General features: G+C 58.9%; 14 protein-coding genes and 1 pseudogene. 6 read left to right on the forward strand and 9 right to left on the reverse strand.

Features of this window, described 5'->3' with window-relative positions:
• Positions 1-55 precede the first annotated feature (55 nt).
• From Q7L55_11370 to Q7L55_11380, 3 genes are all read left to right on the forward strand, one after another.
• Complete coding sequence (locus Q7L55_11370; protein ID MDO8733147.1) at positions 56-1,207, forward strand: fibronectin type III domain-containing protein; 1,152 nt, start codon at positions 56-58, stop codon at positions 1,205-1,207.
• Positions 1,208-1,277: 70 nt separating this feature from the next.
• Positions 1,278-1,565, forward strand: a complete 288-nt coding sequence (locus Q7L55_11375; GenBank protein ID MDO8733148.1) for a 4a-hydroxytetrahydrobiopterin dehydratase — start codon at positions 1,278-1,280, stop codon at positions 1,563-1,565.
• A gap of 136 nt (positions 1,566-1,701) precedes the next feature.
• Positions 1,702-3,402 carry an alpha/beta-hydrolase family protein gene (locus Q7L55_11380; GenBank protein MDO8733149.1) on the forward strand — a complete coding sequence of 567 codons (1,701 nt, stop codon included), beginning with the start codon at positions 1,702-1,704 and terminating at the stop codon, positions 3,400-3,402.
• Here the strand turns inward: Q7L55_11380 and Q7L55_11385 are convergent.
• From Q7L55_11385 to Q7L55_11415, 7 genes are all read right to left on the reverse strand, one after another.
• Complete coding sequence (locus Q7L55_11385) at positions 3,399-4,274, reverse strand: thioesterase family protein (protein MDO8733150.1); 876 nt, start codon at positions 4,272-4,274, stop codon at positions 3,399-3,401. The genes Q7L55_11380 and Q7L55_11385 overlap by 4 nt on opposite strands.
• 24 nt (positions 4,275-4,298) lie before the next feature.
• Positions 4,299-5,045 carry an enoyl-CoA hydratase/isomerase family protein gene (locus Q7L55_11390; protein ID MDO8733151.1) on the reverse strand — a complete coding sequence of 249 codons (747 nt, stop codon included), beginning with the start codon at positions 5,043-5,045 and terminating at the stop codon, positions 4,299-4,301.
• A gap of 48 nt (positions 5,046-5,093) precedes the next feature.
• Positions 5,094-6,506, reverse strand: coding sequence for an aldehyde dehydrogenase family protein (locus tag Q7L55_11395; protein MDO8733152.1), 1,413 nt, complete (start codon positions 6,504-6,506; stop codon positions 5,094-5,096).
• Positions 6,507-6,631: 125 nt separating this feature from the next.
• On the reverse strand, positions 6,632-8,260 hold the full coding sequence (locus tag Q7L55_11400; protein ID MDO8733153.1) for a hypothetical protein: 1,629 nt from the start codon (positions 8,258-8,260) through the stop codon (positions 6,632-6,634).
• A 123-nt stretch (positions 8,261-8,383) separates the two neighbouring features.
• The gene (locus Q7L55_11405) at positions 8,384-9,328 is read right to left on the reverse strand and encodes an NADP-dependent oxidoreductase (protein MDO8733154.1); all 945 of its coding nucleotides are present in this window, start codon (positions 9,326-9,328) and stop codon (positions 8,384-8,386) included.
• A gap of 68 nt (positions 9,329-9,396) precedes the next feature.
• A complete protein-coding gene (locus tag Q7L55_11410) occupies positions 9,397-10,512 on the reverse strand; it encodes an acyltransferase (protein MDO8733155.1) in 1,116 nt (371 codons plus the stop codon).
• Between the two features lie 40 nt (positions 10,513-10,552).
• Positions 10,553-10,723: a DUF5302 domain-containing protein gene (locus Q7L55_11415; protein MDO8733156.1), complete on the reverse strand. Its 171-nt coding sequence runs from the start codon at positions 10,721-10,723 to the stop codon at positions 10,553-10,555.
• A 185-nt stretch (positions 10,724-10,908) separates the two neighbouring features.
• Here Q7L55_11415 and Q7L55_11420 point away from each other — a divergent pair, with 185 nt between their 5' ends.
• Positions 10,909-11,433, forward strand: a complete 525-nt coding sequence (locus tag Q7L55_11420) for a hypothetical protein (GenBank protein ID MDO8733157.1) — start codon at positions 10,909-10,911, stop codon at positions 11,431-11,433.
• Here the strand turns inward: Q7L55_11420 and Q7L55_11425 are convergent.
• On the reverse strand, positions 11,430-11,837 hold the full coding sequence (locus Q7L55_11425) for a DUF393 domain-containing protein (GenBank protein MDO8733158.1): 408 nt from the start codon (positions 11,835-11,837) through the stop codon (positions 11,430-11,432). The genes Q7L55_11420 and Q7L55_11425 overlap by 4 nt on opposite strands.
• 52 nt (positions 11,838-11,889) lie before the next feature.
• On the opposite strand from Q7L55_11425, the gene ald reads away from it, so the two are divergent.
• Positions 11,890-13,005 (forward strand): alanine dehydrogenase, encoded by a 1,116-nt coding sequence (gene ald / locus Q7L55_11430; GenBank protein MDO8733159.1) that lies wholly within the window; start codon positions 11,890-11,892, stop codon positions 13,003-13,005.
• A gap of 155 nt (positions 13,006-13,160) precedes the next feature.
• On the opposite strand, the pseudogene Q7L55_11435 reads toward ald, so the two are convergent.
• A pseudogene (locus tag Q7L55_11435) lies at positions 13,161-13,472 on the reverse strand (glutathione peroxidase).
• A gap of 209 nt (positions 13,473-13,681) precedes the next feature.
• On the opposite strand from Q7L55_11435, the gene Q7L55_11440 reads away from it, so the two are divergent.
• Positions 13,682-14,512: a SulP family inorganic anion transporter gene (locus Q7L55_11440; protein ID MDO8733160.1), complete on the forward strand. Its 831-nt coding sequence runs from the start codon at positions 13,682-13,684 to the stop codon at positions 14,510-14,512.
• The last annotated feature ends 8 nt before the right edge of the window (positions 14,513-14,520 follow it).

The raw sequence follows: 14,520 nt of genomic DNA on the forward strand, positions 1-14,520 counted from the left end.
GGTGTCGGGGAAACCTCCGTAGTGACGGCATCGGCCGTCCCGAGGAGGAGACATCATGAAGCGCTTCATCCTGGCCGGAACCGCTGCGACAGCCATCGGCTTGTACCTCAGCGCCACGCCAGCATTTGCCGTCACCATCGCACAAGAGCCGGCTCCAACAATCATCGCGAGCGACTCGACACCAAGCATCACTCAAGTGCTTGCCAATCGACTCAATGGCATCACCGTGATCTCGCCGGACGGCGGGATTATCGCGGCTCAGGCTGCTGGTCATCAGCTTCGAACAATGAAGGTGCGCGCAGGTGAGCCGGCAATATTCAACAACCTCGATCCCGGCATTCGGTACACCGTTTCAAGAGATGGCGCGCGCATCGGCTTCGCGACTCCCGTTTCTCAGGTAGGCGCAGCATCGGGGCTGACGGTTGTCACCACAGGAATCTCCGGCGAGGTGCAGTTGAGCTGGAACCACACTGCGAACAAGGGCGAGGGAAGCGTCGTCCAATACACCGCGACTGCCACGGTTGTCGGCGCAGCCAACCCCGCGGCCAAGGTAATCACATCAGACACGCACACGCTGTTGAGCGGCCTCGACGTGCGACAGCGGTACACGTTCACTGTCACCCCGGCGAATTCCGCAAGCACAGGCCGACCCAGCTCGGCCACCATGCAGCAAAGCCTGGCTCAATTCACTGGTGTTCTCGTTGATCAGCCGGCCGCCGCCGTGCAGCCAGCTGCTGTCGCACCCGCGCCAGCGCCACCGGCGGCTGCCCCTGCCCCAGCGCCGGCACCCGGACCGTCCACTCGCACCATTTGGGTCTGCCCTGCTGGCTTTGCCGATGCCGGTGCGCAATGTCAAAAGACTCTCCCGTACACCTTCCATGCGGTGACGAGCACCTATCCATACAGCTACCACCAGCAGTTCCAGCAAACCGGGTCACACGTGGATTTCTCAACCTCGCCCAACGGCGGCACCTACTACGCGGCGAATGCCTGGGATGCCAACGGCAGTGCGGCTGGCTACTACGCAGTCATTCCCGACGGCTACTACGCGAGTGTCAAAGACGCGCCGCCAGTTGGATACGGTGACAACGGCTCGGCATACACGAAGACTGATCAGGTCAAAGACACACCTCCGGCGGGCTACACCGACGACGGCACCGAGTGGGTCATGACCGCAGCCAAGATCGCACAACAGGTACCGGCCTAGTCCACTCATATACAAGGGGGGTGCCGGCAATCAGCTCGGCACCTCCCTTGTATTCGAGTACCGTGAGGATGTGCGCCCCACCCTGCTGTCAGATGAAGAAATCGCCGTCATGCTTACGAGTTTTCCTCTGTGGTTCCTTGAGCAGGGCCAACTCACTCGCACCGCAGTGGCAAAGGACTTTCACACGGCGATGCAGTGGGTCGATGCGATAGCTGAAGTCGCCGAGGCCATGGATCATCACCCCGACATCGACATCCGGTGGACAAAATTGCGCGTGTCAGTGATGACGCACGACAAAGAAGGTCTGACCACTCTCGATTTCGAACTTGCCGCTCGCGTCGACAGGATCTGCCTCTAACGGCGATCCGCATCGCGACTAACTGCCCGCAACTGCCTGGGAGTCAAACCATACAAATGGGGCGATATTTGTCATGGTGAAACGCTACACACGAGCCGCCGGGCGAGGCAGGGTCCGTCATCGAAATACTGCTGTCATGAGTGTTGCGCCGTTCTCCCCGCCCTTGCGCCGTCGGATCGTCCGCGCGCCCTTGAGCGCGCTGGGCTTGGTGTGTGCGGCGCCGGGTTACGTGATCGCTTTGACTCCTTCGCTGCTGCCCCGGCCCATCAGCCTCCTGATCCTGCTTGCCTCGCTTGGCACCGCTCTGGCTTACGCGCTCGGCGCCTCAGTTGGCTGGATCTGGCGGAAGATTCCTCTCACCTCGGGCTGGCAACCGCGGAAGTCACTTCGCTGGGCGTGCATCGTGATCGCGTGGATTCCGGCTGTCATATTCACTCCAATTGCGATCAGCTGGCAGCTCGAACAGCAGGCCGAGCTCGATATGCCCGGCACCTTGGCATCAACGGTCATCGTGCTGCTCGCCAGCCTGGTCTTTGCCCTCGCATTCATCGCGATTGGACGAAGCATTCGCTTGGGCACCAACAACTTGGCGCGCTTGGCAACCGCATTCCCGCTGCTATGGCGCTGGACAACCAAGCGCGGACCGCTACGACAATACCGGCGAGTCATGACCATCCGAGTCATCGCAGCGGTACTCGTCGTTCTGCTCTTCAACTCCGCCATGGCCCTTGGATTCAACCGACTTGTTGCCTCCTACAGCGTCATCAACGCAGATACCTCAGGACAATCCCAAAGTGATCTTGGTTCCAACAGCGGCAGCGCCGAGAGCCTGACCCCATGGGCAACTCTGGGTCGCGAGGGACGCTTCTTCGTGAGCAACACTATGCAGCCCAGTGAGATCTCAGCCATCACTCAAGCACCTGCAACGACACCACTTCGTCTGTACATTGGCGTTGATCAGGCGCCAACTCCTCAGGAGCGAAGCGATCTGGCGGTGAGAGAACTGGATCGCACCCACGCTTGGGATCGTGACTACCTCGCGGTCATTGCACTGACGGGAACCGGCTGGGTTGAGCCCGACGCCATCAACGCCCTGGAGACCGTGACGGCTGGGAATATCGCAAGCATCGGGGTGCAATACAGCGCGGTGCCCAGTTGGATCGGCTTTCTCATCGACCAAGAGACCACGCAGATCCAGAATGCTGACACGATCCACACGATCATTGATGCCTGGCGAAAACATCCAGCCGACCATCGTCCCAAGCTGGTGCTCTTCGGAGAATCCCTCGGCGCCTTTGGCAGTCAGGGCGCTTGGAACAGCTTGTCGACTCCAGCCGATGTGCTGACCGACTTCTCGTCCGTGATCTGGATCGGACCACCCGCCGGTTCAACATTGTGGAAGGCATGGCAGGCCGATCGCACTGCAGGGCCGGCATGGCAGCCAGTGATCGGAAACGGCACGGCTGCGCGCGTATTCGTCAGCAGCGAGGAGTTGCTGACTGCTCCGCCAGCCGCAGGGAAATCCATTGCTATCGCGGCGCATCCAAACGACCCAGTCGTGTACTGGAGTTGGGATCTCCTCTTCAATCGACCCGAATGGATCGATTCTCCTTTGGGGCCCGGCGTCGATACGCACATTCGTTACAGCTGGATCATCACTTGTCTGCAAGTCGGGATGGATCTGGTCAGCGGCGGTGAGCCGCCGGAGGTCGGCCACAATTACATCGGTGCCTCGGGTTCGGCCATCGCACTGACCCTCAACCCACCCGGTTGGACAACCGCAAAGACCATCGCCATGCAGGAAGCTCTTGGGCGCTTGCGATATACGACGGGCTAATTCTTACGAGCGCGGAATAGGGACTCCTGCATCAGCCGAGCAACCAGTTGACCTTGCTCATTGAACATCGAGCCTGAATAGAGCCCGCGTCCACCGTTCAAGGACTCACCAACGAGATCCATGAAGATCCATTCATCCGCGCGATTGGGGCGCAAGAACCACATTGCGTGATCAAGGCTGCTCAGCGCCACGTCTTCGCGACGGGGCACAAGAGTGAACAGGCCCGTGAACATGTCAGAGATATATGCGGTTACACAGGCATGCAGAAGTGCGTCGTCACCCAGGTCGACAGTCGCCTTGGCCCACACCTGGCGCACCATGGTTTCTTCGACGACAAGGCGTGGATCGCGGTAGTCGATATCCACAGTTCGACTCTTCATGGTCTTCGCACGCGGATCATCTGGAAAGAGCACCTCCGGAATGCCTGCCGGCTGCACGTCTGGGCCATCTTCGTCGACGTGAAAGGAGGTACTCATCGTGAGAATCTCGCGACCATCCTGCATCGCGCTCACTGTGCGTGCTGAGTAAGCACGGCCATCTCGATCACGATTGACGAAGTAGTCCACTGGCAGTTTGGGATCGCCGGCACGCAGGAAGTAGCAATGGAAGGAGTGTGGAGCGCGACCCTCCGGAACTGTCGTCCCAGCAGCGCGCAGGGCTTGTGCTGCAACCTGACCACCGTAGAGATTGATGGGATCTTCGAAGATCGTCTTGGCACGAAATACGTCGTGATTTGTTTCGTCAAGGTGCAAGAGATCCAGCAGGTGGGGCATTGAGATGTTGGCGTATAGCGACTCTTGAGTTGGTGCATCGGGCGATGGAGTACTGATGGCGGGCCTCCGTGAAGTGTTCGGAGCTACCGCTTCCGACACTCAGCAGACTACCAAGCCTGCTGACTACCGCCGAGTCATGCGATCGACCTGAGCCTGGATCTGGGCCCGGACCTCCGCGGATTGCCACGCATCGGCAACCTCGTCATCGTCGGCTGGCGAGCCGGCTTCCATCAGATCGCGAGTCTCAGCGTGCAATGCCTGCTTGGTCAATGCGAAGGTCACAGCAGGAACCGAAGCCAGACCCTGAGCCTGGGCAATGGCGCGATCGAGTAGCTGCTCTGGGTCGGCCAGCTCATCTATCATGCCGATCGCGAGCGCTGCCTCGGGATCGATGGCCAGGCCCTGAAGGACATGGCGTGACAAATGCTGTCCAAGTACGTACCGGGCAAGTTCCATCAGCACAGAGGGGATCGGAACGCCCACTTTGAGTTCTGGCAAGCCGATGACACCTCCCGACATGATGCGCACATCGGCGGCAAGTGCCAGCATGGCGCCGCCAGCGATTGCCGCCCCGTTGACAGCAGCAACGACGGGCCGAGGGTGATCAAAGATCGTCAGGCAGGTTGCCGAAAGCTCATCAAGTAATTGATCGGAGTACTGCAGTGGAGAGTCCAGTAACTGTCGCAGATCCAGCCCAGCTGAGAATGCCCGATCATTGCCAGTAAGGACGATGGCTACATCCTTGGGCGCTTGCGTAAAAGCCGCACGCACCGCTATGAGCAGATCCACGTCAAGAGCATTGACTTTGCCGTGGTTCATTCGGATCACCACGACGTCGTCGAGGCTATCGATCACTACGAGCGATGACACAGTTCCTCCTCCTCGCAGATCGATTGCTTTAGCTCAGCGCCGTTGGTCTTAGTAGACCAAGGCCTTGTATTCGAAGTACTCGTCCAGACCGTACTTTCCGAGCTCGCGTCCATTGCCCGACATCTTGTAGCCACCGAAGGGAGCGCGTGCATTGAAGGCACCACCGTTGATGGCCACCTGCCCCGTGCGAAACTTGCGAGCAAAGGCAACCGCGCGATCACGGTCAGCTGACCAGACGGCACCAGCCAGCCCGTAAGCCGACTTATTGGCGGCTGCAAGGGCTTCCTCCTCGGAGTCGACCGGAATGACAACGAGCACCGGCCCAAAGATCTCCTCTTGTGCGATGCGCATGTCGACGTCGACGTCAGTGAACACCGTTGGCGTAACGAAATAGCCAGGAAGTTCGGGTTGCTGCGGACCACCGACAAGAACGCGAGCGCCCTCGGCAATTCCAATTTCAATGTATTCAATGACGCGATCACGCTGGTCGGCTGACACCAGTGGGCCTAGTCGCGTTGAGCTCTCAAGTGGATCACCCGGCACGAATCTCTCGGCAGCCTTGAGCAGCAATTCCTCAACACGAGGCAGTTGCGAGCGCATGACGATCAGTCGCGTAAGCGCCGAACAGACCTGGCCACTATTGAGATAGCAGTTGCTCAATGATGAGGGCACCGCCCGATCAAGATCGGCGTCTTCGAGCAACACGGAAGCCGATTTGCCGCCGAGTTCAAGCGCGACCTTCTTCACGTCATTGATGGCTAGTTCGCCGACGCGTTTTCCGGCCAGAGTGGATCCGGTGAAGCTGACCATGTTGACCAGCGGATGACGAACGAGCGCTTCGCCTACAACCGAGCCGGGGCCGCATACCAGGTTGACTGTGCCCGCCGGAAGTCCGACGCCATCAATGAGCTCGAACAGCGCGATTGCTGAAAGTGAGGTCAGCTCAGCAGGCTTCACCACGATTGTGCATCCAGCAGCAAGCGCCGGGGCGAGCTTTGCGACGATCTGATGCAAGGGAAAGTTCCAGGGTGTAATCGCAACAACGACCCCGATTGGCTCACGCTCGACGACGAAGTTCTCGTCTTCCTCCGAAAGGGAGAGTTCGTCCATTGCATCTGCGGTTGAGCGCAGCACGCGCACTGCCAAGCCGACCTGAACTGCTTTGGAGATCGACAAGGTGGTGCCAACCTCGCGAGTGGCCAGCTCAGCAAACTCGTCAGTGCGGGCTTCAAGAGCCTCTGCTATTTCATGCAGTTTTGCCGTGCGCTCCGCGCGAGGTGTCGCACTCCAGACAGGAAAGGCCGCGGCGGCAGCAAGTACTGCGGCATCAACCTGTGCCTCGGATGCCGACTGCACCGACCCGATCACCTGGTCATCGATTGATGAGCGCTCGACGAGCTCTGCCGACCCAGCTCCCTGACTCCAAGCACCAGCAATGAAAACTCCGTCGCGCATGGTCAAGGTGTGCACTCCTCAGCAGTTCGGCATCTCCCGCAGGCCAACTGCAGCGGGGCCCGACTGACGTTAGACCCCACCACTTGGGCGGTCAACACAGTTCAGCAAATTGCGCGACTGACGCCAGCTCGCTATCGGACCTTCACCAGATGAATCGACTTTGCAAAGCCGTTGACCGTCGGCGTGGTGGGCGTAAATCGAGCAATCACTCGACCCTTGCCCTTCTTCCAGGTGGCAGGAGCCGCGAAGGATGACGACACCACCCCATTGACGGGCTTCAAATTCAGCGCGAGAACCCGCTTCGCTCCTTGACGGTAGGTCAGATTCACCACACCTGCTGCCGTCGACGGACTCACGGTGACGACGAAGGTTGCCGCACTACCGCGATTGATGACCGCCGGACCGGCGATCGTCAACAACGTTGCAGTCGGCTTGGCCGTCGGCTTTGCAGTTGTCGAGGGCGCGGGGGTGGCCGACGAGGTCGGCGACGGCGTCGCACTTCCGCCAACCTGAACCGGAGCGCTATTCACAGCGGTCACTGAGCCATTGAGGTTTGTCGCCGCGACGCTGGATAGGAGGTACTTGCCTGCGTCAGCCGTCGTCACCACATACGTAGCCGCGCTGGCACCAGCGATGACAGTGCAACTCGTAGTCGAGTTCGCCGTGCATCGTTGCCACTGATAGAGGAAGCTCGTTGGCTCGTATGCCCAGGTGCCTGTTGTCGTGCTCGCCGTCGCACCGACAGCAACGCCGGCGGGAGTTACTGCAGGCGCTGTTACTGAAATCGGCAGTTGGCCTGACAACACACGTGCGAGCTTGGCAGTTCCGCTTTCAGCCACCCAGATGTTGCCATCGGAGCCCTGAGTCAAGCCAGTGGGCTTGGATCCGGCCTCCAGCGGGTAGATAGCTTGCAAAGAACCCGCAGCTGTGAAGACTGCCGCTGCAGAGGTGCCAAAGAAGGAGACCCACATGGTGGGGCCAGGACCCTGGGTGATCCAGAGAGGCTGCGTACCAGCTGGGAGGCTCAGTTCAAGAACTGTCGTGCCCTGCAGTTGAGCAAGCTTGTTGATCCCGTGCTCGGCAACCCAGAGCGCCGAACCGATTGTGGAGATGCCAAAGGGGCGAGCTCCACTGGTCAGCGGGAACTCCGTGATTGCTCCTGAGGAAGTGATCTTGCCGATCTTGTCTCCAGCAGACTCAGTGAAGTACATGTCATTGCTGCCCGCGGGGCCCGCAACGATGCCGTAGGGCACAGAGGCCGCTGTCGGAATTGAGAACTCTGTCACCGATCCCGAGGTCGTGATGCGACCGATCTTGTTGCCGCTTTGCTCGGTGAACCACAAGTTGCCATCGGGTCCCGGTGCAATGGCGAATGGCTCGGCGCCTGCAGTGGTGACTGGAAATTCTGTGATGACGCCTGCCGTCGTGATGCGACCGATCTTGTTGCCGCTTTGCTCGGTGAACCACAAGTTCCTATCCGAACCAACGGTGATGAAGCGGGGGGCCGATGCGGCCGTCGGCACGGGGTAGTTGGTCACCGTGCCCTTGGCATCGACCCTTGCGATCGAGTTTGCGGCTCCGGTGGCCATCCAGATTGCGCCATCGGGCCCGAGCACTGTTCCGAACGGAGTTGCCCCAGCGGCCAGCGCAAAGGAGGTGTCATCACCCACTGCTGCCGGACTTGGTGAGGCGATGCCGACCACTGCCACAGCGGAAACGGTCAGCAGGACAAAAGGACGCGCGAAGGTACGAATAGCCATAACTTCACGGTACGAACGGCTGCCAAGATCGAGCGGTTACGACACCCCACTTCCCCAGCAATTTATCCGTACTTCCTCGCAGCAAGCTGTCGCAAGCCTCACTTCGGCAGCAAAATCCTCGTTCTACGAAAAATCAAGTACGAGGCGTCCCCGTACGCCGCCAGCCTCAAGGCGGCGATGAGCCTGCGCTGCATCGGCTGCCGGAATTACGTCCGCAACCCGAAGAGTCAGCAGCCCAGCATCGGCCTGCTGGACGAGCCTCTCCAATGCAGCAGTGTTCTTCGACTCTGCGCTTACCAGCACACGCTGGACGGTGATTCCGCGCTCAACATCGCCGTTCCAACCACGCACGACGGCATATCCGCCGCCATCGGCAATTGCCGGAAGAACGAGTGCTCCTTGCAGGGAACCATCAGCAAGGGCATCCACTCCTTCAGGCACCAGGGTACGAATGGCCACAGCAACTGCGTCGCCGCGAGGGACGATCTCGTAGACACCAAGTGCCCGGACAAGTTCCTCATCCTTGGGCGAGGCATCGGCGATCACACGAAGCCCCTCCGACAAAGCCAGTTCGACAACATAGGCGCCATAGGCTCCGGCAGCACCAGTGACAGCCAAACTCTGTCCCTCATGCAGGCCCAGCAGGTCAAGAGTGATCCTCGCGGTCAACGCATTCATCAGCAGTGTCGACGCCGCTGCAAAATCGACGTCTTTCGGCGCAGCAACAACAGAGAAGGCAGGGACAACGATCTGCTCTGCATAAGCGCCACCACGAGAGCCACCTGGCAGCACCAACGCCACAACTCGATCGCCAACGCAAAGCCGGCCATCGTTCTCGGGCCCGACTGCGTCGATCACGCCAGCGGCATCCATGCCAGGTATGTAAGGCGGCTCTGTCTTGCGCATGTTGCCTGCTTGGGCACCCGATCGAAAAAGTGTGTCCGTGGGATTGACCGTTGCGGCGTGAACGCGGATGCGCACTTGACCCGGACCAGGCTCAGGCGAGGCAACTTCAAAGACCTTCAGAGCCTCTGGTCCACCAAACTCATCAACACCGACTACTCGCATGTGAAGCCTTCCCTCATTCGTGTGGAAAGCAAGACTGGCACAACGCAGATGAGCGCAAGCAGTTTCAGTTACGGATGGACATTCGATAGGTCTTGAGCATTATCTGAATTCGACTCCAGCAATGCATGCTCCTGCTTGAGTGCCCTTGGCTCACGCACTACCCAGCCAGGAGCTTCAAACAAGTACTTGCCGAAGTTATTTCGCGTCACCCAGTACAGGATCAGAGCTGCCCCAACCAGCATCGAGGTCATCGCGACGGGAAAGAATACTTGGACGATGGCATTTTGCATATACGCGGGATTGTTGTTGTGCAGATAGGAAGACAAGCACATCAGCAAGGGGAACTGCACGACAAAAATGGGCAGGGTGCGAGCGCCAAAGAAGGTACCGAACTTTCGCGGCGCTTCCCATTGAACCAGGAGGTACGCCGCCATCGCGCCGGCCACAATCCAAAGGAGTGAGACCGGCAGATAGGTCAGCTCCCAAGTCGATGAATTCGCACTTCGCCAAATGCCGTACGCAATGGCAGGCACCAACAACCCTGCGACCCAAAGCCACGATGCCCACCGCGTGATCTGGGCGAGCAATTCTTTGTAGTACGCGCCGATCAGGAAGAAGACCAGATTTGTGACGATTGAGGTCATCGCTGACCCCGCATCGAGATTCACCATGAAATCGCGATTCCACTGCGCAACTGGAGCTCTCAATAGATTCAGTCCGATGGCAAGCGCCACGATGATCCACGCCGGATAACGACAAAGCAGTTTGGCGACGATGAAATACAGCAGCAGCGCGTAGAGATACCAATAGCCACTGCTGCCGACAAGCAAGCGACCAGGGAACTGGCTGATCGCAGCGACAAAGCCTGAGTTCACATACAGAGCTACGACCGTGAAGAAGATCGCGCTCCACAGGATGTAGAGGTAGGTCATTCCGTAGGTACGTCGACGAGAGCGCCGCCAAGGACGCGAGATGGCACCGGCTGCGAGCATTCCGGAGACCATGAAGAATAGCGGCATCCGCATTGGCTCGAGCACATTCATCGAGGTGAACCACACAGCTGAGACGCTGTCGTCCTTGGTGATGGACTCCATATGGTTCACCGAGTGGAAGAGCACCACGACCAAGACGGCGGTGCCCTTGACCAGATCCATCCACTCAATGCGTGGCCGGCTGGTTTCCATAGGGGACAAATCTACCTTCGAGTCCCCCAGAATCGATAAATCAGCCGCTCTTGCGGCGATGCTCCCGCTTGCCACCAGCTCGATTTGAGCTGTCCTTCACGGCGCCGGTTGTGCCTGTTGGGCCCTGTCCATTGCTCCGACCCTTGTTCTTCTTCGCTTCGAGCGCCTGGCGAAATTTCTCGCGCTGCTCGTCTACCTGCTCCTCAGCCATGCACCCAGTCTGGCATCTTGAGGACCCGTCAGTTTCGAGGGTCGCAGTTCATGTCGAATTGGAGCCACAATTGGCGCAGATCATTGACAGATAAGTGAGAGTCGAACTACCGTCGAGAGCAACCCCTGGTGGCAGCGGGGTCCGAATAGGCGATCTAAACGTTGACGGACATCCGGGAGAAGAACATGAGCACTTCGCGATTCAGTCCAATCAAGGCTGTGGCAGCGTTGGCCTTCACGATCGGCCTCGTGGCTGCTGGCACGGCGAGCGTGACTGCCGCTTCGCAGCCAGTGCACACGGGAACCACAAGTGTCGGCAAAGTCTTGGTCAATGCCAAGGGCAAGACCATCTATCTGTTTGCCGCGGATACCGCTGGCAAGTCGAGTTGCAATGGCGCCTGCGCTCAGGCGTGGCCACCCGTGCTCGCCACTGCGAAGACACTTGGCCATTCAGTTGATGTCAAGGCGAAGTTGAGTGTGATCAAGCGCAGCGACGGCAAGACCCAACTCGCCGTGAACGGACTTCCGGCCTACACCTATAGCGGAGACACGGCAGCGGGTCAGGCTCATGGTCAGGGCATGAACGCTTCCGGTGGACTGTGGTGGGTCATTGCTCCGAGCGGGGCTCCCATCAAGTCAACCGGATCGTCCAGTTCCGGATCCGCGCCGGGCGGCGCAACGTCTCCAGGTGGGACTTACGACTACTACTAACCGACCAGACGCGCAGAGAGTTGCGCGCTGGGAATTTCACAGGCCGTCAGTCTCTTGTTCCATCGGTATCGATTCGAGGCGAAAACGTCGTATGCGCTTTCGGCCAACGCGTTCGGAAGCACCGCGAGCACTTGCCCAGCGATACGCCATCGAGGGATGAACGAGAGCACTCGCTCAACAGCTGCCGCGCCATGGAGCAAGGCGTAGTCATCCAAATAGATCACCGCATCGCGTTCACGAAGTTTGGGATGGAAGACGAGCAACTCGGTTGTCAAAGTCGATTCAAGCGGCACGAATGCAAGTTCAATCTCATGCGGGAGCCGTGCAGCGATGAAGGTGAGGACCCGATTGCAGGTGAGGCAGTCGCCATCGAACAAGATCACGCGGCGCAGTCCATGAATCACGCGAACAGCATAAGCAGGCCTAAAATCAGTTGAACTCGCTAGGGAGGATGCTGTGAAGGTCGGAGTGCTTCGAGAGGTCAAGAGCCAGGAGTTGCGGGTGGCGATCACTCCCGCAGGAGTCCATGAGTTTGTAGGCAACGGGCATGAAGTCATCATCGAATCTGGTGCCGGCGACGGTTCATCGATCCCTGACCACGAGTTTGCTTCAGCTGGGGCGGAGATCTGCTCATCGCTGGAAGATGTCTGGGGCCAGGCCGAACTGGTACTCAAGGTCAAAGAGCCAATCAGCAGCGAGTTCCCGCTGATTCGATCTGGCCAAATGATCTTCACATTCCTGCATCTGGCGGCATCGCGCGAGTGCACTCAGGCCCTCATCGACTCCGGTTGCACGGCCATCGCATACGAGACGGTCGAGTTGCCCAACGGCACTTTGCCGTTGCTGGCACCAATGTCAGAGGTCGCCGGCCGCCTTGCACCGCAGGTGGGTGCGCAAGCGCTGCTCAGCATCAGTGGCGGCAGAGGGGTGCTATTAGGTGGCGTCTCAGGAACCTATGCCGCGAAGGTGGTCGTCATTGGCGCAGGGGTAGCCGGCATGAATGCAGCAGCAATCGCACTCGGCATGCAAGCAGAAGTCTTGCTGCTGGATCGCAATATTGCTCGACTCCGTGAAGTCGATGCGATCTACCAGGGGCACATGCAGACCATTGCTTCCAATGCCTTCGAGGTCGAGCGAGCGGTCATCGATGCCGACCTCGTGATTGGCGCTGTGCTCGTGCACGGTGCTAAGGCACCGAGGCTCGTCAGTGATGATCTGGTCGCGCAAATGAAGCAAGGCTCAGTTCTTGTCGACATTGCAATCGACCAAGGAGGCTGCTTCGAGGGATCCCGTGCTACCACCCACGCCGCTCCCACTTTTCGAGTGCACAACTCACTCTTCTATTGCGTCGCCAATATGCCCGCGGCTGTGCCGCACACCTCTACATACGCGCTGACAAATGTGACACTGCCGTATGCGATTGATCTGGCCAACAAAGGTTGGCGGAAGGCTATGGCTGAGGATCCTTCACTAGCGCTCGGCTTGAATGTGCACGCTGGTGAGGTCACTTACACGGCTGTTGCCGAAGCCTTCGGATATGCGCTGCGACCGGTGGCAGCGTTGCTTTCATAACTCGCAGACCGAGAACTGCGTTCGCACACTCGCAGCTCACCTTGAGGATAATCACCGAGGAATCACAGAGTCGGCATTCACCATTCAAATAGCAGTTGGGTGGATCCGCGCAGCACGGACCCACCCAATTCGCGTTGTGAGAGGGCTCGAGTGCGCTACTTCAGGTAGTTCTCAAGATCCTCACTGATCTGGGCTGGGGTCACGCTCGGCTCGTAACGCCTGATGACCTCTCCATCGGGGCCGACCAGGAACTTGTTGAAGTTCCACTTGACTTCGTCGGTGCCGATTCGCTCTGGATAGTTCTTGGAGATGTGGTCGAACATGCCGCCATGTTGTGGACCGAAGTCACCGGGCGCCTCGGCACGAAGATAGGTGAAGAGTGGGTCGGCGTCCGGCCCGTTGACATCAATCTTGCCCATGATCGGGAAGGTCACTTTGTAGTTGACCGAGCAGAAGTCCGCAATCTCATCAGTATTTCTACTGTGCTCGACTCCGCTTCCAAGGGAATCGATGTTGTTGGGGCTGTGCAGGGCGGCTTCCCACCAATTGGACTGCCACAAGGCGTGAGCATGTCGAACATGGCCGACATCGTGGGGATCGCCTTCTCCTGCTTCATCCTCATCATCGCCCAGAGCGCAACACCTCTCGCAGCTTCGCGATGAAGCACGGCGATCGAGTGGACATCAATCGAGACATCCTCGGCCTGTCCGGCGCGAACCTCGCTGCTGGTCTCAGCGGAACCTTCGTGGTCAACGGCAGCCCCACGAAGACCCAGATCCTCGATGGTCAACAAGGCAAGACGCAAGTCGCCAATCTGACTATGGCCTTGATCGCATTGCTCTTCACCCTGTTTTTCACTGGCTTGCTCACCAATATGCCGAAGGCTGTTCTTGGCGCGATCGTGTTTCTAATCGGCGTGGACCTCATCGACATCACGGGATTGAAGCGGATTGCCTCGCGCCGCCGCAGTGAGTTCGTGATCGCAGTCCTCACTGCTGTAGTCGTCTGTGCCGTCGGAGTGGAGCAGGGGATCATCCTTGCAATCGCCATTTCGATCTTGGAGATCGTCCGTCGTCAGTACAAGCCCAAGGACTTTGTCGTGAGCATCAGTCCCAGCGGCGAACCGAGTTACGTCACGAGTGCTCCCGGGGTCCAAAGCCAGCCTGGACTCATCGTTTTTCGCTACGACGCTGAACTCTTCTACGCCAATGCGAACTCCTTCGTTGATGATGTGGAGCGCTTGATCGATTCGGCCCCTGCTCCTGTCGAATGGCTGATCCTGGACGCCTCGTCACTGGACGATATTGACTATTCCGCTGGGATAGCCGTCGCCGGCCTTCTCGATTTCTTGAAGGCCCGAAACATCACTTTTGCTCTGGCTCGAGCGGATTCGGCGCTGAGTACAACACTGCAGGAGTACGGCTTGATGAGCCAGATTTCTCCCGACCGCATGTACGGAAACCTCGCGGACGCAGTGGATGCCTTCAATGCGCGACAGCACTCGTAAGCGTGCAC

This window comes from Actinomycetota bacterium, from assembly GCA_030650795.1.
Taxonomy (GTDB): domain Bacteria; phylum Actinomycetota; class Actinomycetes; order S36-B12; family S36-B12; genus UBA11398.

Coding starts and splice junctions, on each gene's coding strand:
- Q7L55_11370 (MDO8733147.1), top strand. CDS start 56: ATGAAGCGCTTCATCCTGGCCGGAACCGCTGCGACAGCCATCGGCTTG.
- Q7L55_11380 (MDO8733149.1), top strand. CDS start 1,702: ATGAGTGTTGCGCCGTTCTCCCCGCCCTTGCGCCGTCGGATCGTCCGC.
- Q7L55_11400 (MDO8733153.1), bottom strand. CDS start 8,260: ATGGCTATTCGTACCTTCGCGCGTCCTTTTGTCCTGCTGACCGTTTCC.
- Q7L55_11405 (MDO8733154.1), bottom strand. CDS start 9,328: ATGCGAGTAGTCGGTGTTGATGAGTTTGGTGGACCAGAGGCTCTGAAG.
- Q7L55_11410 (MDO8733155.1), bottom strand. CDS start 10,512: ATGGAAACCAGCCGGCCACGCATTGAGTGGATGGATCTGGTCAAGGGC.
- Q7L55_11415 (MDO8733156.1), bottom strand. CDS start 10,723: ATGGCTGAGGAGCAGGTAGACGAGCAGCGCGAGAAATTTCGCCAGGCG.
- Q7L55_11420 (MDO8733157.1), top strand. CDS start 10,909: ATGAGCACTTCGCGATTCAGTCCAATCAAGGCTGTGGCAGCGTTGGCC.